General features: G+C 61.9%; 18 protein-coding genes and 1 riboswitch. Of the genes, 11 read left to right on the top strand and 7 right to left on the bottom strand.

Features of this window, described 5'->3' with window-relative positions:
- Window positions 1–9: 9 nt before the first annotated feature.
- Together BJI67_RS14395 and BJI67_RS14390 are read left to right on the top strand one after the other, a co-directional pair.
- The gene (locus tag BJI67_RS14395; protein WP_070073623.1) at window positions 10–5505 is read left to right on the top strand and encodes a hybrid sensor histidine kinase/response regulator; all 5496 of its coding nucleotides are present in this window, start codon (window positions 10–12) and stop codon (window positions 5503–5505) included.
- A gap of 22 nt (window positions 5506–5527) precedes the next feature.
- Window positions 5528–5989, top strand: a complete 462-nt coding sequence (locus BJI67_RS14390; RefSeq protein WP_070073622.1) for a chemotaxis protein CheW — start codon at window positions 5528–5530, stop codon at window positions 5987–5989.
- A 34-nt stretch (window positions 5990–6023) separates the two neighbouring features.
- On the opposite strand, the gene BJI67_RS14385 is transcribed toward BJI67_RS14390, so the two are convergent.
- The 4 genes from BJI67_RS14385 to metK all read right to left on the bottom strand — a co-directional run bounded on the left by BJI67_RS14385 (window position 6024) and on the right by metK (window position 10426).
- Window positions 6024–6758 (bottom strand): 16S rRNA (uracil(1498)-N(3))-methyltransferase, encoded by a 735-nt coding sequence (locus BJI67_RS14385; protein WP_070073621.1) that lies wholly within the window; start codon window positions 6756–6758, stop codon window positions 6024–6026.
- Window positions 6759–6763: 5 nt separating this feature from the next.
- Window positions 6764–7627, bottom strand: a complete 864-nt coding sequence (gene metF / locus BJI67_RS14380) for a methylenetetrahydrofolate reductase [NAD(P)H] (RefSeq protein ID WP_070073620.1) — start codon at window positions 7625–7627, stop codon at window positions 6764–6766.
- 58 nt (window positions 7628–7685) lie between these two features.
- Complete coding sequence (ahcY, locus tag BJI67_RS14375) at window positions 7686–9104, bottom strand: adenosylhomocysteinase (RefSeq protein WP_070074177.1); 1419 nt, start codon at window positions 9102–9104, stop codon at window positions 7686–7688.
- A gap of 19 nt (window positions 9105–9123) precedes the next feature.
- Window positions 9124–9204, bottom strand: a riboswitch (S-adenosyl-L-homocysteine riboswitch).
- A 37-nt stretch (window positions 9205–9241) separates the two neighbouring features.
- On the bottom strand, window positions 9242–10426 hold the full coding sequence (gene metK, locus BJI67_RS14370; protein ID WP_070073619.1) for a methionine adenosyltransferase: 1185 nt from the start codon (window positions 10424–10426) through the stop codon (window positions 9242–9244).
- A 386-nt stretch (window positions 10427–10812) separates the two neighbouring features.
- Between metK and tkt the strand changes: the two genes are divergently transcribed.
- The 5 genes from tkt (at window position 10813) to fba (ending at window position 17912) form a co-directional block, all read left to right on the top strand.
- A complete protein-coding gene (gene tkt / locus BJI67_RS14365; RefSeq protein ID WP_070073618.1) occupies window positions 10813–12807 on the top strand; it encodes a transketolase in 1995 nt (664 codons plus the stop codon).
- Between the two features lie 67 nt (window positions 12808–12874).
- Window positions 12875–13879 carry a type I glyceraldehyde-3-phosphate dehydrogenase gene (gene gap / locus BJI67_RS14360; RefSeq protein WP_070073617.1) on the top strand — a complete coding sequence of 335 codons (1005 nt, stop codon included), beginning with the start codon at window positions 12875–12877 and terminating at the stop codon, window positions 13877–13879.
- Between the two features lie 106 nt (window positions 13880–13985).
- Window positions 13986–15164, top strand: a complete 1179-nt coding sequence (locus BJI67_RS14355; RefSeq protein WP_070073616.1) for a phosphoglycerate kinase — start codon at window positions 13986–13988, stop codon at window positions 15162–15164.
- Window positions 15165–15294: 130 nt separating this feature from the next.
- Window positions 15295–16740: a pyruvate kinase gene (pyk, locus tag BJI67_RS14350; protein WP_070073615.1), complete on the top strand. Its 1446-nt coding sequence runs from the start codon at window positions 15295–15297 to the stop codon at window positions 16738–16740.
- Between the two features lie 107 nt (window positions 16741–16847).
- A complete protein-coding gene (gene fba, locus BJI67_RS14345; RefSeq protein ID WP_070073614.1) occupies window positions 16848–17912 on the top strand; it encodes a class II fructose-bisphosphate aldolase in 1065 nt (354 codons plus the stop codon).
- Window positions 17913–17984: 72 nt separating this feature from the next.
- Here fba and bioD read toward each other — a convergent pair whose 3' ends face one another.
- Together bioD and BJI67_RS14335 are read right to left on the bottom strand one after the other, a co-directional pair.
- Window positions 17985–18671, bottom strand: coding sequence for a dethiobiotin synthase (bioD, locus tag BJI67_RS14340; RefSeq protein ID WP_197513140.1), 687 nt, complete (start codon window positions 18669–18671; stop codon window positions 17985–17987).
- Window positions 18672–18726: 55 nt separating this feature from the next.
- Window positions 18727–19611, bottom strand: coding sequence for a phosphoribosylaminoimidazolesuccinocarboxamide synthase (locus BJI67_RS14335; protein ID WP_070073613.1), 885 nt, complete (start codon window positions 19609–19611; stop codon window positions 18727–18729).
- A gap of 111 nt (window positions 19612–19722) precedes the next feature.
- Here BJI67_RS14335 and purE point away from each other — a divergent pair, with 111 nt between their 5' ends.
- Window positions 19723–20220 carry a 5-(carboxyamino)imidazole ribonucleotide mutase gene (gene purE, locus BJI67_RS14330; RefSeq protein ID WP_070073612.1) on the top strand — a complete coding sequence of 166 codons (498 nt, stop codon included), beginning with the start codon at window positions 19723–19725 and terminating at the stop codon, window positions 20218–20220.
- Window positions 20217–21350 (top strand): 5-(carboxyamino)imidazole ribonucleotide synthase, encoded by a 1134-nt coding sequence (locus tag BJI67_RS14325; RefSeq protein ID WP_070073611.1) that lies wholly within the window; start codon window positions 20217–20219, stop codon window positions 21348–21350. Before purE ends, BJI67_RS14325 begins: the two co-directional genes overlap by 4 nt.
- A 9-nt stretch (window positions 21351–21359) precedes the next feature.
- Here BJI67_RS14325 and BJI67_RS14320 read toward each other — a convergent pair whose 3' ends face one another.
- Entirely contained in the window at window positions 21360–22289 is a 930-nt protein-coding gene (locus tag BJI67_RS14320) for a LysR family transcriptional regulator (RefSeq protein ID WP_070073610.1), read from the bottom strand.
- A 246-nt stretch (window positions 22290–22535) separates the two neighbouring features.
- On the opposite strand from BJI67_RS14320, the gene BJI67_RS14315 reads away from it, so the two are divergent.
- Together BJI67_RS14315 and BJI67_RS14310 are read left to right on the top strand one after the other, a co-directional pair.
- Window positions 22536–23957, top strand: coding sequence for a form I ribulose bisphosphate carboxylase large subunit (locus tag BJI67_RS14315; RefSeq protein ID WP_070074175.1), 1422 nt, complete (start codon window positions 22536–22538; stop codon window positions 23955–23957).
- 78 nt (window positions 23958–24035) lie between these two features.
- Window positions 24036–24362, top strand: a complete 327-nt coding sequence (locus tag BJI67_RS14310; RefSeq protein ID WP_070073609.1) for a ribulose bisphosphate carboxylase small subunit — start codon at window positions 24036–24038, stop codon at window positions 24360–24362.
- Window positions 24363–24440: the final 78 nt, after the last annotated feature.

Raw genomic sequence — 24440 nt, 5'->3', positions numbered from 1 at the left:
GGTTTCCCGATGACGCACGAAACGAATCTCGAATTTGATGTGCTCGGCTGGGTCAAGCCCGAACTCGACGCGCTTCTGGATCAGGCCAGACAGTCGCTGGAAGCCTATATCGAGGATGGCAATCGGGACGAGGAGCGGCTGAAACAGACACTGGCCCTGTTGCGACAGGTCCGTGGCACGCTCCAGGTGGTGAATTTGGCTGGTGCAGTGATGCTGGCCGAAGAAATGGAGGCGCTGGCGGAGGCATTGCTGAAGCAACAGGTCAGCAATGTTGAGGCTGGTCTTGGCGTGCTGTCCACGGCCGTGTTGCAACTGCCAGACTACCTTGAGTACGTGCAGTCTGGTCATCCCGATACGCCGATCATCATCCTATCGTTACTGAATGACCTGCGTGCAGCGCGTGAAGCGGAACTGCTGTCTGAAGCGGTCGTATTTCTGCCCGATCTTACGAGCGACGTTGAAGCTCCGCCATCATCTGGCGCAATTGAAAAAGATGCGCCCGCTGTCGGCAAGGCAATGCGCCACCAATTTCAGCTTGGGCTGCTCGGGTTGTTTCGCAACCAATCAGCAGAAAAGTCCTTACGTCGCATGACTGAAACCATAGATGCGCTCGAGGGTGCATGCAGTCAGTCAGCGGCCAGGCGCTTTTGGTGGGTCACCGGTGCCATGCTTGACGGTTGCAACCGCGGCGAGGTGCCGGTTGCAGTCAAGCTATTGCTTGGACGCGTCGATCGAGAGATTAAGCGGCTCGTCGAGCAAGGCGAATCAGCATTTGCTGGGAGCATCAGCGAAGAGTTGCTGAAAAATTTGTTGTTCTACGTGGCGAGTTCCGATCCAGTCGGTGAGCGCATCGAGGCTGTACAAAGTGCCTACCACCTCGACGATATGCTGCCACGTACCTTGACGTTGGAGACTGCACGTCAAGAACTGGCTGCGCCTAATCTCAAGCTTCTAGAAGCCGTGTCGAAAGCCATCCGCGAAGACTTGGCCGAGGTGCGCGACAGGCTCGAGATCTATACACACACCAATTCGGTGCAGCCGGAGGATATCGGCGCTGTGGCAGAGCGCATGCGGCGTATCGGCGATACGCTGGGTATGCTTGGCCTGGGTGAGGCCCGCGATCAGATCATTGTGCAGTCTCGTGGTATAGAGAAACTTAGCGCCAGCGATGTCGTCCCAGGTTCAGAACAGTTGCTTGAGCTGGCTGAGACGATGCTCCACGTCGAGGGCAGCTTGAATGATTTACTGGACAAACGACGTGGCGGTACGGCCGTGTCAGCCAGGGACGCTTCCCATCAGGAATTTACTGCTGCCGGAACCGGCGAAGCCTTGCGCGAAATCGGTCTGGTCAAGGAGGCTTTGATCGCGTACCTCGCTGCGCCCGATACGACCGTTATGCTGGCGGGTACACCGGAGCGACTGGGTGACGTGCTGGCAGCCCTGTCCGTGATGGGTGTCAGTGACCCATTATCTCAATTGGCCGCGCTCCGCGATCAATTTGCCGCCTTGATTGGTGGTCAGACGAAACCAAGCCAGGCATGGCTCGATCTGTTGGCAGACGCCACGACAGCCGTCGAAATGTACCTTGAGGCCAGAGCGGATCGTAGACCAGGCCAACAGGCGTTGTTGGCTCGCGCAGACCAGGCATTAGCACAGCTCGGTGCTCTTGGCGAAAGCGGGGCGGAAGAAACTCAGGTCGATATGGTTGCCGGCACCGAGCATCTAACACCGCCGCCAACGAGCGTGTTGACGAGTGACGAGGCTCAGATCGATGACGCGGTCGACCCGGATGCGATTACGGCAGTAGCCCCGGTTCTCGCCGAATCTTCGGCTACATTCCAAGCACCTATGTCACCTGCAAGTCAGAATGAAGGTGAGTCCGTACAGTTGGATGAGCCCTCTGAGTGGCGCGCCCTGAGGCCGGATGCCGATCCGGAGATTTTGGAAATCTTCCTGGAAGAAGCGGACGAAGAATATGGGAGGATCGTTTCCCTCGTGCCTCGTTGGCGCGCCGAGCCTGACAATCTGAACCTGCTGGGCGAGTTAAGGCGGTCCTTTCATACGCTCAAGGGTAGTGGCCGACTGGCTGGTGCAGAACGTCTTGGCGAATTTGCCTGGGCGTTCGAAAGTATGCTGAATCGCGTGATGGATCAACGTGTGCCGGCACAACAAGCTCATTTTGCATTGCTGGACGAGGCTGTATCTGCCTTGCATCAGTTGATCGAGGAACTGCGTGGTGGCTCAGTACCGCAGATCGACATCATGGAATTGGCGACACAGGCCGCTCAGGTGGGTCTGCAAGCAGAACCTTCTGCCGCCGATGAAGACGGTTTGGCTGCTGCCGATGATGATCTGGATACCTTGGTTCCCTTGCCAAGCGCGGATACTCCGCAAAGTGATGAGTCGAATCCAGAGGTCACTTTTTCCAATGCTGGCTCGATCAGCGAAGTAGGTGAATTTCCCAAGGCTGTTGGAGAGGCTGTCATGCAGCCAGAGCCAGAGCCAGAGCCAGAGCCAGAGCCAGAGCCAGAGCCAGAGCCAGAGGCTGAGGCTGAGGCTGAGGCTGAGGCTGAGGCTGAGGCTGAGGCTGAGGCTGAGGCTGAGGCTGAGGCTGAGGCTGAGGCTGAGGCTGAGGCTGAGGCTGAGGCTGAGGCTGAGGCGACTATGGACCCGGTGCTACGTGACATCTATACGCGTGAATCGAGTCAACACTTCGCAACGATTGACGATTTTCTGAATGCAGCACGCGGAGCGGCTGGCCCGTCCGAGGTTAATGAAGCCTTTTTACGCGCGCTGCACACGATCCATGGCAGTGCCCGAACTGCCGGGGTGCCGGCTATTTATTCGTTGTTCGAGCCATTGGAGGCAATCGCCAAGCACCTCATCGAATCACACCGCGGAGTCACACCGGCGCTGCTGGATATCTACGGTGCCGCCAACGAAAGTGGACGCGCCGTTCTGGCTTCATTGGGCGATGAAGGCAAGGAAGTACCGGACGTCTCGGCCTTGGTTAGCCGTGCACAGGAAGCTTTGGCCGAAGTCGAGAGTAGTGTGCTGGCAGGACACGACGAGCGTCTGACAAGTCAAGCGAGAGAAGGTACTCCGGATCGCGTCGAAACCTTGGATCCGGAGCTGGTAGGCATTTTCCTGGATGAGGCCGACGAACTGATGGAAGGTGCGGAGTCCGCCGTCGCATCATGGCAGTCCGGTGGGGGAGACGCACTGGCCGCTATTGGTTTGCTCCAGCGGCAGTTGCACACGCTCAAGGGCGGTGCGCGCATGGCCGATTTCACCACCATCGGCGATTTGACCCATGCATTGGAGACGCGGGTCGCACGTATGGCCGAGGCAGCCACGCCGCCGGATGACGCCGGTTTCGCGTTGCTGCATTCAGCAATGGACCGCTTGAGCGAAATGCTCGAACAGGCGCGTAACGGTGGGCTCATCTACCCACAACTCGCCATGATAGAGCAGTTGGATGCCTACGGTCAGGCCGCTGCGTCCGGGGGGCAAACCAGTAGCGAGAGACAAGGGGTATCGCCAGATACGAGCGTAAGCAGCAGCGCACCGACGCCCCTAACCGCGCCCGCTTCAGCGATCGAACACCCGCCGCGCGAGACGGAGGATGAAGGTCAGGAACACGAATCACGCGCGAGCAATGAAGAACATCTGCGTGTGCGCGCTAACCTGCTGGATTCGCTCGTCAACCATGCAGGCGAAGTCAACATTTACCACGCGAGACTCAAGCAACAGGTGGCAGGTCTTGGTTACAACCTGGCAGAGCTGCGCCAGACTTCGACCCGCCTGCGCGAGCAGCTACGCAAACTGGAGCTGGAAACCGAAGCCCAGATCCTGTTCCGCTATGAGCAGGAGCATGGCGAACTGGGCGAGCAGAACGACGAGTTCGATCCACTGGAAATGGATCGCTATTCCAATATGCAACAGCTTTCGCGGGCGTTGGCGGAAAGCGTCAGTGACTTGTCCAGTATCGAGGAACTGATGGGAGACCAGCTACGCGACGCGGAAACGCTGCTCTTGCAGCAGGCGCGTGTGAGCACGGATCTTCAGGATGGACTCATGCGCACCCGCATGGTCAAGGTCGGCGGATTGTCCTCGCGACTCAATCGCATAGTGCGCCAGACGGCCGCGGAGCTTCACAAGCGTGTAGCGTTGGATTTCGGTGGTGCAGAACATGAGGTCGACCGCACTATCCTCGACCATTTGGTTGCACCGCTCGAACATATGCTGCGCAATTCGATCGCACACGGTATAGAAACTCCGGATGTGCGCAAGGCGGCAGGTAAGCCCGAACAGGGACGCATCGACCTGCGTTTCAGCCGCGAGGGCAGTGAAATCGTGGTCGAGGTTACCGATGACGGTCGCGGAATTGATGTGGAGGCCGTGCGCAAGCGCGCCGTTGCTCAAGGCATGTTGGCTCCAGACACGGAGGTAGACGACCAGGAGATTCTGCAGCTGATTCTGGAAACTGGGTTCAGCACGGCCACGGAAGTCAGTCAGATTTCCGGACGTGGCGTGGGCATGGATGTCGTCGCGCGCGAAGTTCGGCAGTTGGGCGGAGTTCTTTCAATCGCATCGACACCGGGCGTAGGTGCGCAGTTCACCATGCGGCTTCCGTTTACACTGACCATCACGCAGGCGTTGCTGGCGCAGTCGGGCGAAGAGCTTTACGCGGTCCCGTTGTCTGGTATTGAAGGTGTGGTTCGCCTACCCACCCGCCAGCTTGCCGAATTCTTTGCCGCTGAGGATCCCGTTTACGAATACCTGGGCAATACCTACCGATTGAAACGCCTTGATGCACTCTTCGGCGATGAGGCTGGGCGGCTGCCGGACCAAGACGGCGTCTTTCGCCCGCTGCTGATGTTGCGTTCCGGTGAACAGCGTATCGCGCTATTGGTGGACGGGCTATTGGGCAGTCGCGAGGTTGTGGTGAAGAGTCTCGGTGCCCAGCTGAGCAAATTGCGCGGCGTCGCCGGTGCAACCATCCTGGGCGATGGACGCGTGATCCTGATTCTCGACGTGCCCAGCCTGGTTCGCTTGGCCAGTATCAGTTTGATCCGAGGCGGTCATCCGGCGCATCAACGGCCAGCGCTGAAGGAGGTGAAGCGGCAAACAGTCATGGTCGTGGATGATTCGATCACCATCCGCAAGGTTACTGCACGTATGCTCGGGCGCGCCGACTATGAAGTCATGTCGGCGCGTGACGGAATGGATGCCGTTGCGCAGTTGGAGGAGCGGTTGCCCGATCTGATCCTGACCGATATCGAGATGCCGCGTATGGACGGATATGAGTTGGCCTCTTACTTGCGCAACGATGCGCGCTTCAGGCAGATTCCCGTGATCATGATCACCTCGCGTAGTGGTGAGAAGCATCGCCAGCGGGCGATAGAGCTCGGCGTCGATCGTTATCTGGGTAAGCCCTATCAGGAACAGGAGCTGATGGACAATATCCGCGCCTTGCTCGGCGAGCGGCGTAGATCGGGATGAACGGGCAACGGGGGGACACGGCATGGCGATAACCGGGATTGGTGCGTTGCTGGTCGAGCTGATCAGTGGGCAGCGCTGCCTGATCCCGCAGGCAATACTGGCCGAGATCGTTCCAGCTGACCCGTTACAACCGATCTCTGGGGCCCCGCAGTGGCTGCGTGGACGTCTCGATTGGCGCGGCCAACAGCCTGTGGTGGTCGAGCCCGCCGTGTTCTGTGGGCAGAGCGATGGCGACGAGGTGGCGCCTGTCCGTTATGCGGTGATCTACGCGCTCGAACGCCTGCCGGGACTGAACTACTACGCCTTGCCGCTTGCCGCAATTCCGCGTCCCATGCGTCTGGGCATGGAGGATCTGGTGGCGGAAGACGATGCCACGCTCTGCGAGCTTGAGGCGTATCGGGTCAGGCTGCATGAGCTGGATGTGGCAATATTGGATTTCGCTGCTCTGGAACGGCGTCTGGTGGGACAGCTCGCAGCGCTTTGAAACGCGCTTGCAGCATGTGTACTAAGCCGCATTTTCAGCCCATATCTCCACAGTGCAGCTGAATCCAGGCGATCGCCGCGATGGCGGCCGTTTCAGTGCGCAAGACGCGCGGCCCCATACGCAGAGGGACAACGCCTGCAGCGCTCGACTCGGCCACTTCCTGTTCCGACAAGCCGCCCTCCGGGCCGACAAGTATCTCAATGGGAGCATCGCGATTGAATGCATGCGTCGCGAGCGAGTCGTTCGCGCCAGGGTCGAGCATGATCCGGCACTCGTTTCCGAGGCTGTTTTCCAGCCATCCGCGCAGTGGGACCGGGGACTGGATTTCGGGAATTCGGCTGCGCCCGCTTTGTTCGCAGGCGCTGACGATCACGCCACGCCAATGGGCATGGCGACGCTGCAGGCGGTCAGCAGCCATGTGCTGACTACGGGCGCAGATGACTGGTCTGATACTGTGTACGCCCAGTTCCACGGCCTTCTGCACGGCCAGATCCATATGCTCGTTCTTACCGATACCCTGAACGAGACACAGGTCGAGCGGTGATTCAGTGAGGTTTGTCTGCTGCACTTCGATGCGTGCCCAGGCTTCGCGACGGCTGACGCCATCCAATACCGCGTGATAGTCGAATCCATCCCCGTTGAATAGAACGAGCGGTGCGCCATCACTGAGCCGCAGTACCTGAATGCCGTGTCGGAAGGCCGCGTCGGACAATCGCACCCGCTCGCCGGGGACGAGTGGTGCCTCTAGATAGAAGCGCGGCAGACGCACCGCGCTCAGTCGTTCGCTTTGGGCAGTCCGAGGCGTTCCCACAGAGCGACGGTCGCTTCGGACTGATTCATGGTGTAGAAATGCAGGCCCGGTGCGCCTCCGGCCAGCAAAGCCTCACACACTCCGGTGACCACATCCAGCCCGAAGGCGCGAATGGAGGCCCGGTCGTCGCCGAAACCTTCCAGACGCTTGCGTACCCAGCGCGGGATCTCGGCTCCGGAGGCATCGGAGAAGCGGGCGAGCTGAGTGTAGTTGGTGATGGGCATGATGCCGGGAACGACGGGGACGTCGATGCCTATGTGTGCGCATTCGTCGACGAAGCGGAAATAGGCGTCAGGATTGTAGAAATACTGCGTGATCGCGCTGTCGGCACCGGCCTCGATCTTGTGCTTGAAGCGGCGCAGGTCGTCTTCCGCGCTGCGTGCCTGGGGGTGTATCTCGGGGTAGGCCGCCACCTCGATGAAGAAGTGGTCGCCGGTTTCCTCGCGGATGAACGCGACCAGTTCGTTGGCATAGCGGAAATCGCCGATATCGCGCATGCCGGAGGGTAGGTCGCCGCGCAGGGCCACGATGTGACGGATACCGTTGCTGCGGTAGGTGTCGAGGATTTCGCGGATGTGCTCGCGCGTGCTGCCCACGCAGGAGAGGTGCGGTGCGGCGTCGATGCCGGAGTCGCGCTGGATTTCGAGCACCGTATCCAGCGTGCGGGTCTGCGTCGAGCCGCCGGCGCCGTAGGTGACGGAAAGGAAACGGGGTCCCAGCTCGGCGAGCTTGCAGCGTTCCTCACGCAGGCGGGCGGCCGCTTCGTCGGTTTTCGGCGGGAAGAGCTCGCAGCTGAACACTTGCGGTTCGCGGGATAGGGATGTCATGCGCAGGTTTCCAAGCGGGACGGGCCTGAGCCCGCCCCGCAGCAGGGTTTGCCGCGTGTTAGTAGCGGTAATGCTCGGGCTTGTACGGGCCTATGACGGGCACGTCGATGTACGAGGCCTGGTGCTCGGTCAACTCGGTCAGGTGCGCGCCGATCTTCGCCAAATGCAGGCGAGCGACTTCTTCGTCAAGCTTCTTGGGCAGCACATAGACCTTGTTCACGTACTGACCGTCGTTGTTGAACAGCTCGATCTGCGCCAATACCTGATTGGTGAAGCTATTCGACATCACGAAGCTCGGGTGCCCGGTGGCGCAGCCGAGGTTTACCAGACGCCCCTCGGCGAGCAGGATGATGCGGCGACCGCTCGGGAAGATGATGTGGTCGACCTGCGGCTTGATGTTCTCCCAGGTGTACTGGCGCAGGCTGGCGACATTGATCTCGCTGTCGAAATGGCCGATGTTGCAGACGATCGCCTGGTCCTTCATCGCGGCCATGTGGTCGTGGTCAATGACGTGGTAGTTGCCGGTGGCGGTCACGAAGATGTCGGCCAGTGGGGCGGCCTCGTCCATGGTCACCACACGGTAGCCTTCCATCGCCGCCTGCAGCGCGCAGATCGGGTCGATCTCGGTGACCCATACCGTGGCACCTAGGCCGCGCAGGCTCTGCGCGCAGCCCTTGCCCACGTCGCCGTAGCCGCAGACCACGGCGATCTTGCCGGCGATCATCACGTCGGTGGCGCGCTTGATGCCGTCCACGAGAGACTCACGGCAACCGTAGAGATTGTCGAACTTGGACTTGGTGACCGAGTCGTTCACGTTGAAGGCCGGGAAGGGCAGACCGCCGGTCTTCTCCATGTGGTAGAGACGATGCACGCCGGTGGTGGTCTCCTCGGTCACGCCCTGGACGCTTTCGGCCAGCTTGGTGTAGAAGCCGGGGGCTGACGCGAGACGCTCGCGCATGGCGGCGTACAGTGCCACTTCCTCTTCGTTGCCCGGTTCGCCAAGCACGCTCGGGTCCTGCTCCGCTTTGGCGCCCAGCGTAACAGCGAGAGTCGCGTCGCCGCCGTCGTCGAGGATCATGTTGGCCGGGCTGCCGTCGGGCCAGTAGAGGATGCGGTGGGTGAAGTCCCAGTATTCTTCCAGGGTTTCGCCCTTGTAGGCGAATACCGGCACGCCGGTGGCGGCGATCGCGGCAGCTGCGTGGTCCTGAGTCGAGTAGATGTTGCAGGAGGCCCAGCGTACCTCGGCGCCGAGCGCAGTCAGCGTCTCGATCAGTACCGCAGTCTGAATGGTCATGTGCAGGCTGCCGGCAATGCGGGCGCCCTTGAGGGGTTGGCTGGCGGCGTATTTTTCGCGCAGCGCCATGAGACCCGGCATTTCGGTCTCGGCGATGGCGATTTCCTTACGTCCCCAGTCCGCAAGGGCCATGTCCTTGACGTAGTGGTCGTTTGCGGTTGTGTCTTTAGGGCTCGCGCTCATGATCGATGTCTCCATGTCAGGTTCGCGAGCGCCGTTGCCGATTTGTCTTAACCCTGTCCCGGGCCTGGCAGGATATCCTGTTGCAGCGCTCCCCGGGACACGGCAATCGCCCTTTTGCGGGCGTTGATGTCTGTCGCCTACATGCCCCCCGCCTGGTTTAGCGTGGTGCCGGCGTCGGCGGCCAACTGGGCTGCACGGTCGACACGTTCCCAGGGCAGATCGACATCGGCGCGGCCGAAGTGGCCGTAGGAGGCGGTCTGCTGGTAGATCGGGTGTAGCAGGTCGAGCATGGTTATGAGGCCCCAGGGGCGCAGATCGAAGTGCTTGCGTACCAGGGCCACGATGTGTTCGTCGGGGATGCGGCCGGTGCCGAAGGTGTCGATGCTGATCGAGGTGGGGTCGGCCACGCCGATGGCATAGGACACCTGGATCTCGCAGCGCGACGCCAGCCCGGCGGCGACAATGTTCTTGGCGACATAACGCCCCGCATAGGCGGCGGAACGGTCTACCTTGGACGGGTCCTTGCCGGAAAACGCGCCGCCCCCGTGGCGTGCCATGCCGCCGTAGGTGTCGACGATGATCTTACGGCCGGTGAGGCCGCAGTCGCCGACCGGGCCGCCAATCACGAACTTGCCCGTCGGGTTGATATGGTAGGCGGTATCTGCGTTCAGCCATTCGCCAGGCAGGATCGGCAGTATGATGTGCTCCATCACTGCTTCGTGCAGATCCTTCTGCGAGATTGCCGGATCGTGCTGGGTGGAGAGCACCACGGCGTCTACCCCGATCGGCTTGCCGTCGCGGTAGCGGAAGGTGATCTGGCTCTTGGCATCGGGGCGGAGCCACGGCAGCGTGCCATCCTTGCGCACCTCGGCCTGTCTGCGCACCAGGCGATGTGCGTAGGTGATCGGTGCGGGCATCAGCACATCGGTTTCGTCACTCGCGTAGCCGAACATCAGGCCCTGGTCGCCGGCGCCCTGGTTTTCCCGGGATTCGCGGTCAACGCCTTGGGCGATGTCGGGCGACTGCTTGCCGACAGCCACGATCACCGCGCAGCTCGAGCCGTCGAAACCCAGGTCGCTATGGTTGTAACCGATCTCATTGACGGTCCTGCGCACCAGAGTCTCATAATCGATCTGTGCAGTGGTCGTCACCTCGCCAGCCAGTACTACCATGCCGGTCTTGACCAAAGTTTCGCAGGCCACACGCGCATGCTGATCCGTTTCCAGGATGGCGTCGAGGACCGCGTCGGATATCTGGTCAGCCATCTTGTCGGGATGGCCTTCGGATACCGATTCGGAGGTAAACAGGTGCTCGTAGCTCATGGGTGGGCCTCGTGCAGTGCGCTAGGGCGCGAGTGTTTTATGAGGGATTAGGTCCGTTCAGGGTCGCTGAGTTTAACCGAGTGGGCGGTGATATTTCATCCATTTTGCCCGTTCCGCCATGTCGTTCAAGGGATGAGGGGTTTTGTCATGCAGATGTCATCAGTCATGCATAAGCGATTGTCGCTATTGCTCCAATGAGACAAGTCGGGTAACAATGTCGATCTTTTTTGAGCCGGAGGCGGGTCGCGAGAGGCACTAAGCCCGCGCTACGCCACGGCTTGCCTTGCGGCTGGTGCCTGGGAACGCTTCGTCGCGCATTCCCGACGTGGACCCGGCGCCGGTACGGGCCCAACGGATTCGTCCAGTCTATGAGGGAGAACCAAACTATGCCTTCGCGTAGAGAGCTAGCCAACGCCATTCGTGCGCTCAGCATGGATGCGGTACAGAAGGCCAAATCCGGCCACCCCGGAGCGCCGATGGGGATGGCCGATATAGCCGAGGTGCTGTGGAACGATTACATGCAGCATAACCCGGCGAATCCGAAATGGGTCAACCGTGATCGCTTTATCATGTCGAACGGGCACGGTTCCATGCTCGTTTATTCCCTGCTGCATCTGACCGGCTACGACCTGCCGATCGACGAACTCAAACGGTTCCGCCAGCTGCACTCGAAGACCCCGGGGCACCCCGAATACGGTTACACGCCGGGCGTCGAAACCACCACGGGTCCTTTGGGACAGGGGATCACCAATGCCGTCGGCATGGCGATTGCGGAGAAGGCGCTTGCAGCGCATTTCAACCGCCCCGGGCATGACGTCGTCAACCATCATACCTATGTGTTCCTGGGCGATGGCTGCATGATGGAAGGCATCTCGCACGAGGCCTGTTCGCTCGCCGGCACCCTTGGGCTCGGCAAGCTGATCGCGTTCTATGACGATAACGGTATCTCCATCGACGGCGAGGTCGAGGGCTGGTTCACCGACGACACCCCGGCGCGTTTCGAGGCCTACGGCTGGCATGTCGTGCGCGATGTCGACGGACACGATGCCGGCGCGGTCAAGGCGGCGATCGAGGCGGCGCGTGCCGTCACCGACAAGCCCACCATGATCCAGTGCAAGACCATCATCGGCTGGGGTTCGCCCAACAAGCAGGGCAAGGAAGAGTGTCACGGTGCCCCGTTGGGCGATGATGAAATCGCGCTGGTGCGCAAGACCATCGGCTGGGAGTACTCGCCCTTCGAGATTCCGGAACCGATCTACGAGGCCTGGAGTGCGCGCGAGCGTGGTGATCTCGCAGAGGCGGCCTGGAACGAGCGTTTCGCAGCCTATCAGGCGGCACACCCGGAACTCGCGAGCGAATTCGAGCGCCGCATGAGCGGCGAACTGCCCGCCGACTGGCAGGAGAAGTCCCAGGCCTACTTGAGCCAGGTGGTCGAGAAAGGCGAAACCATCGCTTCGCGCAAGGCCTCACAGAACGCCATCGGCGGCTATTCGCCGGCGCTACCCGAGCTACTCGGCGGTTCCGCGGACTTGGCCGGTTCGAATCTGACGATGTGGTCTGGCTCCAAGGGCATCAGCCACGCCGATGCGGACGGCAATTACGTCTTCTACGGCGTACGCGAGTTCGCCATGACCGCGATCATGAACGGCATCGCCCTGCACGGTGGGTTCATCCCCTACGGCGGTACCTTCCTGATGTTCTCCGACTACGCGCGCAATGCGATTCGCATGGCCGCGCTGATGCGGCAGCGAGTGGTGCTGGTCTATACCCACGATTCCATCGGTCTCGGCGAGGACGGACCCACGCACCAGCCGATCGAACAGGTCGCGAGCTTGCGCCTGATCCCCAACCTGAACCTCTGGCGCCCCTGCGACGCGGTCGAGACCGCCGTCGCCTGGAAGCTGTCGATCGAACGCCAGGATGGGCCATCCGCACTGATCCTGTCGCGCCAGAATCTGCCGCACCAGGCTCGCAGCGGCGAGCAGCTTGCGCTCATCGCCCGTGGCGGCTATGTGCTCAAGGACTGTGCAGGCACACCCAAGGCGATTCTGATCGCCACCGGTTCCGAGGTCGCGCTCGCCATGGATGCGGCAGCGCAACTCGAAGCCAAGGGGCGCCAAGTGCGCGTGGTATCGATGCCTTCGGTCGAGGCCTTCGAGGCGCAGGATGAGGCCTATCGCGAGTCCGTGTTGCCTCGTGCAGTGCGGGCTCGGGTTGCGGTCGAGGCGGGTGTGACCAATTTCTGGGGCAAGTACGTAGGTATGGACGGGGCTGTGGTCGGCATCGACCGTTTCGGCGAGTCCGCGCCTGCCGGTGAGTTGTTCAAGTATTTCGGCTTCACCGTCGAACACGTGATCGAAGCCGTCGAGGGCGTGCTCTAAAGACCCCGACCTCGCCGCTCCCGGGCAGCGGCGGGGCAACGATTCGTATAATGACTGGGAGAGTCGTATGACTGTGAAAGTAGGTATCAACGGCTTTGGCCGCATCGGTCGCATGGCGTTTCGCGCCATCGTGCAGGAAGCCGAGTTCGACGGACTCGAGGTCGTAGCCATTAACGACCTGTTGGAGGCCGACTACCTGGCCTATCTGCTCAAGCACGATTCCGTGCATGGCCGTTTCAAGAGCGAGGTCGTCGTCGAAGGCGGCCAACTGATCGTCAATGGCAAGGCAATTCGTTTGACCGCCGAGCGTGACCCGGCGAACCTCAAGTGGGACGAGGCAGGTGTCGATCTGGTGATCGAGTGCACCGGCTTCTTCCTGACCGAGGAAACCTGTCAGAAGCACATCCAGGCTGGCGCCAAGAAGGTGGTGCAGAGTGCGCCCTCCAAGGACGCCACCCCGATGTTCGTCTATGGCGTCAATCATGACACCTATGCCGGGCAGGCGATCGTGTCCGCAGCTTCTTGCACCACCAACTGCCTGGCCCCAGTGGCCAAGGTGCTCAATGACGCCTTCGGCATCAAGCGCGGTCTGATGAGCACGGTGCATGCCGCCACCGCCACGCAGAAGACCGTGGACGGTCCTTCGATGAAGGACTGGCGCGGTGGGCGCGGCATCCTGGAGAACATCATCCCGTCTTCCACCGGTGCCGCCAAGGCTGTGGGTAAGGTACTGCCTGCGCTGAACGGCAAGCTGACCGGCATGTCGTTCCGTGTACCGACCTCCGACGTTTCCGTGGTTGATCTGACCGCCGAACTCGAGCGTCCGGCCTCCTATGACGACATCTGTGCTGCCATGAAGTCGGCTTCCGAAGGCGAACTCAAGGACGTGTTGGCCTACACCGAGGAAAAGGTGGTCTCCACCGATTTTCGCGGCAACACCGCGCCCTCGATCTTCGATGCCACGGCCGGCATTGCGCTCGACAGCACGTTCGTCAAGGTCGTGGCCTGGTACGACAACGAGTACGGCTACACCTGCAACATGCTGCGTTTTGTGCGTCACGTCGCAGGTTGATAAAGCCTATCGTCATACTTCCGGCGGGGGTTCCCCCGCCGGAAGTATCGAGAGATTTTCGGTAACGACCATTACCCAAAATCTTTCCTTTTCAGGAGCGCCAGTTATGTCTTTCATCAAGCTCACCGACCTCGATCTTGCCGGCAAGCGGGTGCTGATCCGTGCCGACCTCAACGTGCCGCTCAAGGACGGCAAGGTGACGTCCGATCAGCGCATCCGCGCGTCGCTGCCGACCATTGAGCTGGCGCTGAATGCCGGCGCGCGCGTGATGGTGATGTCCCACCTCGGGCGTCCCGAGGAGGGGGTGTACGACGAGGCTGCCTCGCTTGCTCCGGTAGCCGTGCATCTGTGCGACCTGCTTGGGCGCGAGGTGCGTGTGGTCAAGGACTATCTGGACGGCCTCGATCTCGCGGCAGGTGAACTGGTTGTGTTGGAGAACGTGCGCTTCAACAAGGGTGAGAAGAAGGATGACGAAGGTCTGGCGAAGCGTTACGCGGCGTTGTGCGACGTGTTCGTGATGGACGCCTTCGGTACCGCGCATCGCGCACAGGCATCGACGCATGGTGTGGCCAAGTTCGCGCCGGTGGCCTGTGCCGGCCCGTTGCTGGCAGGCGAACTGGAGGCACTGGGCAAGGCGCTGGACAATCCGGCGCGACCGATGGTTGCCATCGTCGGCGGCTCCAAGGTCTCGACCAAGCTGACCGTGCTGGAGTCGCTGTCCCAGGTCGTCGATCAGCTGATTGTCGGCGGAGGTATCGCCAATACCTTCATCGCCGCGGCGGGTCACCAAGTGGGCAAGTCGCTGTACGAAGCCGATCTGATCGATACCTGCAACAGCCTGTCGGCTGCGGCACGTGCGCGCGGCGCCGATATCCCGGTGCCGGCCGACGTGGTCTGCGGCAAGGAGTTCTCGGAATCCGCCGCAGCCGAACTCAAGCCGGTGACCGAGGTGGCCGAGGACGACATGATCTTCGATGTCGGTCCGCAGACCTCGGCCCAGTTTGCCGAAATCCTCAAGAGCGCGGGTACGATCGTGTGGAACGGTCCGGTGGGCGTGTTCGAGTTCGACCAGTTCGGCGAGGGTACCAAGGCACTGGCGCTGGCGATCGCCGAATCGGATGCCTTTTCGATAGCCGGCGGCGGCGACACGCTGGCAGCGGTGGACAAATACGGCATTGCCGATCGCGTGTCCTACATCTCGACCGGAGGTGGCGCGTTTCTGGAATTCCTGGAAGGCAAGAAACTGCCAGCGGTCGCCATGCTGGAGGCGCGTGCGCGCGATTGAGAGCAGCGGTTGCGGCTCGCGCTGTCATGCCATATCCATCCAATCGGTTTAGGGTGCCGGCTTGCCGGACACGCCATGCCCGCAGCGTCATAATTCGCGGGCACACGCTCAAAACAGGAGTCCTCGCGCTATGCGCAGAACCAAGATAGTGGCGACCTTGGGTCCCGCCACGGATCAGCCGGGCATGATTGCCGCCATCGTGCGCGCCGGTGTCGATGTGGTCAGGCTCAACTTTTCGCACGGTAGTCCCGAATCGCACCGCGAACGTGCGGAGAAGGTCCGCGAAGAGGCGGCAAAGCAGGGGCGTTACGTCGCCGTTCTGGGCGATCTGCAGGGACCGAAGATACGTATCGATCGTTTCGTCGATGGCAAGGTGAACCTCATCGATGGCGCAGCGTTTATTCTGGATGCGGCACTCGGCCGCGACGACGGCACTGCGGAGCGTGTTGGTCTGACCTACAAGACGCTTCCTGACGACGTGGTCGCCGGCGACATACTGCTGCTGGATGACGGCCGTGTCGTACTCGAGGTCGAGCGTGTCGAAGGCGCCGAGATTCACACCAAGGTCGTGGTGGGCGGCGAACTGTCCAACAACAAGGGCATCAACCGGCAGGGCGGTGGGTTGTCGGCTTCGGCCTTGACCGACAAGGACCGCGAGGACATCCGTACCGCAGCCGAGATCGGGGTAGATTATCTCGCCGTGTCTTTCCCACGCAGCGCGAACGACGTCAACGAGACGCGTGAGTTGCTGCGCGAGGCCGGCGGCCACGGTTGCATCGTGTCCAAGATCGAACGGGCCGAGGCCCTGCCGGTCATCGAGGAAATCATCCTGGCGTCGGACGTGATCATGATCGCGCGCGGCGACCTCGGCGTGGAAATCGGCGACGCGGAACTGCCGGGTGTGCAGAAGGACCTGATCCACAAGGCGCGCAGCATGAACCGCGTGGTGATCACGGCGACCCAGATGATGGAGTCGATGATCCAGAATCCGATTCCGACCCGCGCCGAGGTGTTCGACGTCGCCAACGCAGTGCTGGACGGCACGGATGCAGTGATGCTCTCCGCAGAGACCGCCACCGGCCGATTCCCGTCCAAGGCGATCGCCTCCATGGGCCGTATCTGCGAGGCTGCCGAGAAACGCCGTTCTGCGCGCGTTTCCGAGCATCGCATGGATACCCGTTTCGAATATGTCGACGAGGCCATCGCGATGGCCACGATGTATACCGCCAACCACCTCAACGTAAGCGCGATTGCCGCGATGACCGAATCCGGCTCGACGGCCTTGTGGATGTCACGCATCAGCACGGGCATTCCGGTATACGCATTGACCCGTCACGAACAGACGAGTAGAAAGCTCGCGCTGTATCGGGGCGTACATCCGATGGCCTTCGAAACCATCCAGTCCAGCCATGCCGAAGCTAACCGTCAGGCGGTCAAGCTTCTGCAGGAGCAGGGTCTGGTCAGCGAGGGGGATCTCGTCATCATCACCAAGGGCGACATGATGGGTGTGCATGGCGGCACCAACGCGATGAAGATCGTGCGCGTGGGCGATCCCATCCTCTCGGATATCGCCTGATGCGGTGCGGCGTTTCGTGGCGCCGCCGCCATTGCGCGTACGCGGATTCGATGAACAACGATTATTTGCTTGGTTCTGAAACCCACCACGTTACCTAGGAGGTCACAATGGCCCTCGTTTCGCTTCGACAACTGCTGGATCATGCCGCCGAGTACAACTACGGCATGCCGGCCTTCAACGCCAACAACATGGAACAGGTGCACGCGATCATGGACGCCGCCACCGCGGTCGACAGTCCCGTGATCATCCAGGCCTCTGCCGGTGCGCGCAAATACGCCGGCGAGCCCTTCCTGCGTCATCTGATCGTCGCTGCTGCCGAGCAATATCCGGACATCCCGATCGTGCTGCATCAGGACCACGGTGCCGAGCCGGCAGTGTGTTTCCGCTCGATCCAGTCTGGGTTTACCTCGGTGATGATGGATGGCTCGCTGCAGCCCGACATGAAGACGCCTTCGACCTATGAATACAACGTCGAGGTCACGCGCAAGGTCGTCGAACTGTCGCATGCGCTGGGTGTTTCCGTCGAAGGTGAGCTGGGTTGCCTGGGCTCGCTCGAGACCGGTATGGCCGGCGAGGAAGACGGTAGCGGGGCCGAGGGCGTGCTGGACCACAGCCAGCTGTTGACCGATCCGGAAGAAGCCGCCGACTTCGTCAAGAAGACTGGTGTGGACGCGCTGGCCATCGCCATCGGCACCAGCCACGGTGCCTACAAGTTCACCCGTCCGCCGACCGGCGACATCCTCGCCATCCAGCGCGTCAAGGAGATTCATGCGCGCATCCCCAATACCCATCTGGTGATGCACGGCTCCTCGTCGGTGCCGCAGGAATGGCTGCAGATCATCAACAACTACGGCGGTGACATGGGGCAGACCTATGGCGTGCCGGTCGAAGAGATCGTCGAAGGCATCAAGCACGGTGTGCGCAAGGTCAATATCGACACCGACCTACGTATGGCGAGCACCGGTGCGGTGCGCAAGTTCCTGGCGGAGAATCCGTCCAACTTCGATCCGCGCAAGTGGCTTGCGGCCTCGACCAAGGCGATGAAAGACATCTGTCAGGCTCGTTTCGAGGCCTTCGGTTCTGCCGGTCAGGCGTCCAAGATCAAGGCGCTGGGCCTGGAGGCGATGACCAAGCGTTACCAGAGCGGTGAGCTCGATCCTAAGGTCAACTGAGCCCGCGGCAATGTGAAGTGAGTACAAAGGGCGGCCGGAAGGCCGCCCTTTTTTATGGTCTTTTGGTGATGCTCAGCGCGTCAGTTGGGCTGCAAATCCTGTCGCCAATGTCGGCAGGTCGGCTGCCGAGGCGGCGGTGAAAAAGGGAATGTCTTCGGCGAGCGCGGTGAGTTCCGCGAGATTGTCCAGTTGAGCCGGGCGATCGGGGTCGGGGAGGCGGTTAAGCACCACACCCGCGACGCGCAGGCCACGTCGTTTTGCCGCTTCCAGGGTGAGCAGAATGTGGCCGATCACGCCCAGACGGTCGGGTGCAAGAATGATCATCGGCAGGCCGAGCCGCGAAGCCAGATCTGCGTTGAGCCCATCGCTGGCGAGGGGCGAATAGAATCCGCCTGCGCCCTCGACGAGCAGAAAATCCTCTGGCTCGACCCCCTTCATACAGGCCCGGTGCAGTGCTTCGATGTGCAGGTCAACACCCTCGATGGCAGCCGCCCTCGCTGGAGAAATGGCGGCTTCAAGCCGATAAGGTGCGACTTGGTTGAGAGGCTCGTAGCCTCCAGCCGCGAGTTGCAGGGCGGTAGCGTCGGCTGGGATGAGTTCGCCTGCCTCGCTCCGCTGGCACCCCGACTCCACCGGCTTCCTCGCGCGGACGCGAGTGCCGCGTTGGGTCAGGGCGGCGGCAAGCTGTATGGCCAGGGTGGTTTTCCCTGTACCCGTATCCGTGGCGGTGACGAAAACGCCCTGGTTGTTGCAGATCAACGGTGATTTCCTCCGATATCCGATGGCAGGTCGAAGTCCGTCCGTGCGCAAGGGTCTACAGAAGCCGCTTCAGCGCTTCCGCATATTTGGCAGCGGTTTCCTCGATGATGGTCGACGGAAGGTGTGGGCCCGGTGCGCGCTTGTCCCAGTCCAAGGTTTCCAGATAGTCGCGCACGAACTGCTTGTCGAAGGAAGGCGGGCTGATGCCCGGCCGATATTCGTCTGCCGGCCAGAAGCGGGACGAATCGGGTGTGAGCACCTCGTCGATGAGCACCAGTTCCCCGGTATCCGGATCGCGACCGAACTCGAACTTGGTGTCCGCGATGATGATGCCGCGATCGCGGGCATAGTCGGCCGCCTTGCGGTACATGGCGAGGCTGAGATCGCGTACACGTGCGGCATCAGCGGCGCCGATGGCATCGCACAGATGCTTGAAGTCGACGTTTTCGTCGTGATCGCCGACGGCGGCCTTGGTCGAAGGGGTGAAAATCGGTTCCGGTAGCTGCCCTGCGAGCGGTAATCCAGGAGGCAGCGAAATCCCACAGACTGCGCCGCTGCGCTGGTAATCCTTCCAGCCCGAGCCGATCAGGTACCCGCGCACGATCGCTTCGACCGGCAGGGCGTCGAGCTTGCGCACGATCATGCTGCGCCCGACCAGTGGCGCTCGTTCGGTGGGGTCGGAGAGTACATCCTCGAGGCGCAGGTCGGAGAGGTGATTACGGCAAAGGTGCGCGAGTCGTTCAAACCAGAACAGCGAAATTCGCGTCAGGGTGCTGCCCTTGCCGGGGATGGGGTCGGGCAGTACCACATCGAAGGCCGACAGGCGATCGCTGGCGACGATCAGAAGATGGCGATCGTCGACCGCGAAGATGTCGCGTACCTTGCCGCGGTGGATCAGCGGCAGGCTGCCGACCTGAGCCTGGAAAAGGGTATCGGACATCTGGGACTCCCTGGACAAAAGCTTATTGTATGCCGACAGGGCCAAAGCTTGGCATCCTCACCCGGGTGGGGGAGAATCACCCGTTTTTCAGCATGTGGGTGGGGTAGAACGATGCAGGACAAGCCGATCATCGGCGTCGTGATGGGCAGCGACAGCGACTGGCCGGTGATGACGCGTGCAGCCGATTGTCTGGAGCGTTTCGGCGTGCCGCATGAGACCCGGGTCGTATCCGCGCACCGCACGCCGGATCTGATGTTCGAATACGCAGCAGCCGCGAAGGCGCGCGGGCTTGCCGCCATCATCGCGGGCGCCGGTGGTGCTGCTCATCTGCCCGGCATGCTAGCGAGCAAGACGACGCTGCCGGTGTTGGGCGTGCCGATTCCTTCTCGCCATCTCAAGGGGCTGGATTCGCTGCTCTCCATCGTGCAGATGCCCAAGGGCGTGCCGGTTGCCACCTTTGCCATCGGCGAGGCCGGGGCCGAGAACGCGGCGTTGTTCGCGGTAGCCATGCTGGCGCGGACGGACGATGGGCTGGCCGCGCGTCTCGATGAGTTTCGTGAGGCGCAGGCGAACAAGGCCGCTTCCATGATCGTACCGCCGCCGGCATGATTCTGCCGGGTGCGACCCTGGGCATGCTCGGTGGAGGTCAGCTCGGCCGCCTGTTCGTCCTGGCCGCGCGCGAAGCAGGCTACCGCGTACTGGTCGTGGATCCGGATGCGGACAGCCCGGCAGGCCGGTTGGCGGACGAGCATATCTGCGCCGACTACGACGATGCCGATGCGCTGACCCGGCTTGCCCGAGAGTGCGCGGCCGTGACCACGGAGTTCGAGAATATTCCGGCCGATGCCCTGCGCACGCTCGCGCGCGACGTGGCGGTCCATCCTTCTGCCGAGGCGGTGGCGACGACCCAGGATCGGTTGCGTGAAAAGAGCTTTCTGCGCGGCCTGGGTTTGCCGACAGCCCCGTTCGCGGCGATTCATGCTGCAGCCGACCTGACGGAGGCGGCCGGGACAGTCGGTTTCCCGGCCATTCTCAAGCGCGCAAGTTTCGGATACGACGGCAAGGGCCAGGTGCGGGTTGCCGGCCCCAAAGAGCTTGCCGCCGCTTTCGCCTCTCTCGGCGGTGTGACCTGCGTGCTGGAACGGCGCATCGACCTGGTGCGCGAAGTGTCCATCGTGCTGGCGCGAGGCGAGCGGGGCAACACGGCCAGCTACCCCCTGGCGGATAACATTCACCGGGGAGGTATTCTGGCGCTGTCCAGCGTGCCGGCGCAGATCGATGAAGCACTTTCCGCGAAGGCGGTCGAGATGGCCGTGCGTATCGTCGAGGGCCTCGACTACTGCGGCGTTCTGGCGGTCGAGTTCTTCGTCGCGCGCGACGGTGCGTTGCTGGTCAACGAGATCGCGCCCCGCCCGCACAACAGCGGCCACTTCACCGTCGATGCCTGCGTGAGTTCGCAGTTCGAGCAGCAGTTGCGCGCCTTGTGCGGCCTGCCGCTGGGCGAAACGCGTCTGCTGAGTCCGGTGGCGATGGTCAATCTGCTGGGCGATCGATGGCAGTCCGGAGCGCCGCGCTGGGAGCGTCTATACTCGACCCCAGGCGCGCGCCTGCATCTCTATGGCAAGCGCGAGGCGCGCCCCGGCCGCAAGATGGGCCACTTCTGCGTGTTGGCCGACACGGTGGAGGAGGCAGTCCGGCGCGCGCGGGCGCTCGACGAGGCGTTGTCCACGCCCGCCTGAGCCGGCAGGTCAGCCGCCCGACGCGCTGTACCCGCTGGGCAGGCGCACGTGGCGCGCCGCTTCAGCGAGGACGTAATCGTGAAATGCCTGCGTCACCGGGGTGCTGCGTTTGCCGCGCCGATGCACCATGTACCAGTCGCGCAGGATGGGAAAGCCCTCCGCCCGGAGCACTGCAATGCGCTTCGCTTCAAGCTCAAGCTCGAGGGTGTGCAGCGACACGATGCCGAGCCCGAGTCCGGCCTCGACCGCCTGCTTGATGGCCTCGTTCGCACTCATTTCCATGCCGGTCCGCAGCGTCTGTCCGTGCTGTTCGAAGAAGCGCGCGATGGCGCCGCGGGTACCGGATCCCTGCTCGCGCAGGACGAAGCGCTCTTTCGCCAGACGTGCCAACGGGATGGACTCCTCGCCGCAGAGCGGGTGTTCCGGCGAGGCGATGGCGACCAGCGGGTTTTCCATGAACGGCTCTGCTTCCAGGTCCATGTCGCTGGGCGGTTCGCCCATGATGACGACGTCCGTCTCGTTGCTGTCGAGTTGTTTGAGCAGGGTTTCGCGGTTGGTCACGTCGAGGGTGATGGCGACCTCGGGGAACTGCCGCGAAAAATCCGCCAGCAGGCGGGTGGCGAAATGATTGGCGGTCGAGGCGACGGACACCCGCAACTGCCCGCGACGCAGCCCCTTCATGCCCTCCAACACTTCATCCGCCTCGGCCACGATCTCGTTGATCCGCTGGGCGAAACCATGCAGTACGCGACCGGCATCCGTGAGATCGATGCGTCGTCCCATGTGTTCGAACAAGGGCAGGCCAACGTTTTCCTCGAGCTGTCGCACCTGCATCGAGACGGCGGGTTGGGTCAGGAACAGTTCCTCGGCCGCGCGGGTGAAACTGAGCTGCCTGGCGACGGCCTCGAAGGTCTTGAGCTGGCGGAAGGTGAAATTCACTAGGCGCTCCCTGACATAGGTCAAGAATGGCCCGCTCGCGGGCGTGCTATGGAGAGTCAATTGATTCGTGATGGTGCAAACATATAAGGTTTAACTGATTAAAGCAATCATTAAATTTGATTGTAATTTATGTTGTGGTTCGGACTAAGCTTGCCGCACTAGAAATTAGGGTGGGTGTCCTTTGAATCAAAAGGCCCCGAAATCTGGATCGATTCAAGAGCTGTTTTCTGATCTGAGGAGGCAATGATGGCCGAGAAAAAATATAACGCCGGTGTGAAGGAATATCGGCAGACTTATTGGCAGCCGGAGTATGTGCCGCTGGATACCGACCTTCTGGCGTGCTTCAAGATCACTCCGCAGGCGGGTATCGACCGTGAAGAGGCCGCTGCCGCGGTGGCAGCCGAGTCTTCGACCGGTACCTGGACCACGGTGTGGACCGACCTTCTCACCGACATGGACTACTACAAGGGTCGCGCCTACCGCATCGAAGATGTGCCGGGCGATGACACTTGCTTCTACGCCTTCATCGCCTACCCGATCGATCTGTTCGAAGAGGGCTCGGTGGTCAACGTGTTTACCTCGCTGGTGGGCAACGTGTTCGGCTTCAAGGCCATCCGCGGCCTGCGTCTCGAGGACGTCCGCTTCCCGATCGCCTACGTCAAGACCTGCGGCGGTCCGCCGAGCGGCATCCAGGTCGAGCGCGACAAGCTGAACAAGTACGGCCGTCCGATGCTCGGCTGCACCATCAAGCCCAAACTCGGCCTGTCGGCCAAGAACTACGGCCGTGCGGTCTACGAGGCCCTGCGCGGCGGCCTGGACTTCACCAAGGACGACGAGAACGTCAACTCGCAGCCGTTCATGCGCTGGCGCGACCGTTTCGAGTTCGTCATGGAGGCCATCCTCAAGGCCGAGCAGGAAACTGGCGAGCGCAAGGGTCACTACCTGAACGTCACCGCCCCGACCCCCGAGGAGATGTACAAGCGTGCCGAGTTCGCCAAGGAAATCGGCGCACCGATCATCATGCACGACTACATCACCGGCGGCTTCTGCGCCAATACGGGTCTGGCCAACTGGTGTCGCGACAACGGCGTGCTGCTGCACATCCACCGCGCGATGCACGCGGTGCTCGACCGCAACCCGCACCACGGCATCCATTTCCGCGTGCTGACCAAGATCCTGCGTCTGTCTGGCGGCGATCACCTGCACACCGGTACCGTGGTCGGCAAGCTCGAGGGCGACCGTGCAGCGACGCTGGGCTGGATCGACCTGCTGCGCGAATCCTTCGTGCCTGAAGACCGCTCGCGCGGCCTGTTCTTCGATCAGGACTGGGGTTCCATGCCGGGTGCGTTTGCGGTGGCCTCTGGCGGCATCCACGTGTGGCACATGCCCGCGCTGGTCAATATCTTCGGCGACGATTCCGTCCTGCAGTTCGGCGGCGGCACGCTGGGTCACCCCTGGGGCAACGCCGCAGGTGCGCACGCCAACCGCGTGGCGGTCGAGGCCTGCGTCGAGGCACGCAATCAGGGGCGCGAGCTCGAGAAGGAGAGCAAGGAAATCCTCACCGCTGCTGCTGCGCATTCGCCCGAACTCAAGGTGGCCATGGAAACTTGGAAGGAGATCAAGTTCGAGTTCGACACCGTGGACAAGCTGGACGTCGGCCACAAGTAAGCCGCGACCACAATGCCAACGGTTTGAGATCGAGCCTATCCAAGCGCCCGCTGGCGCAGAAAGCACAGGAGTATTGCAATGGCTGTGAATCCGTATATTTCGAGCAAGCGTTATGAAACGTTCTCCTACCTGCCGACGTTCACCGCCGAGCAGGTGCGCAACCAGATCGCCTACGCGATCGCGCAGGGCTGGAATCCCGCGGTGGAGTACGTGCATCCGGACGAGATGTCCGACCACTACTGGCACATGTGGGGCCTACCGATGTTTGGCGAGGACTCGGTCGACACCGTGTTGAGCGAGATCGAAGCCTGCCATCGTGCGTTCCCCAACTACGTCGTGCGCTTCGTAGCCTACGACAACTACACCCAGAGCCAGGGTATGGCTTTCGTGGTTCATCGCGGTTAAGCACGGCGAACCCGAAATTCGGTGACTAGGCCCGTCGTCCGCGACAAGCCGGCGGCGGCCCATGTTGGTGAAGCAAGG

Source organism: Acidihalobacter aeolianus (assembly GCF_001753165.1).
Taxonomy (GTDB): domain Bacteria; phylum Pseudomonadota; class Gammaproteobacteria; order DSM-5130; family Acidihalobacteraceae; genus Acidihalobacter; species Acidihalobacter aeolianus.
Note: the sequence above shows the minus strand (reverse complement) of the source record. Positions and strands in the feature narration are given on the sequence as shown.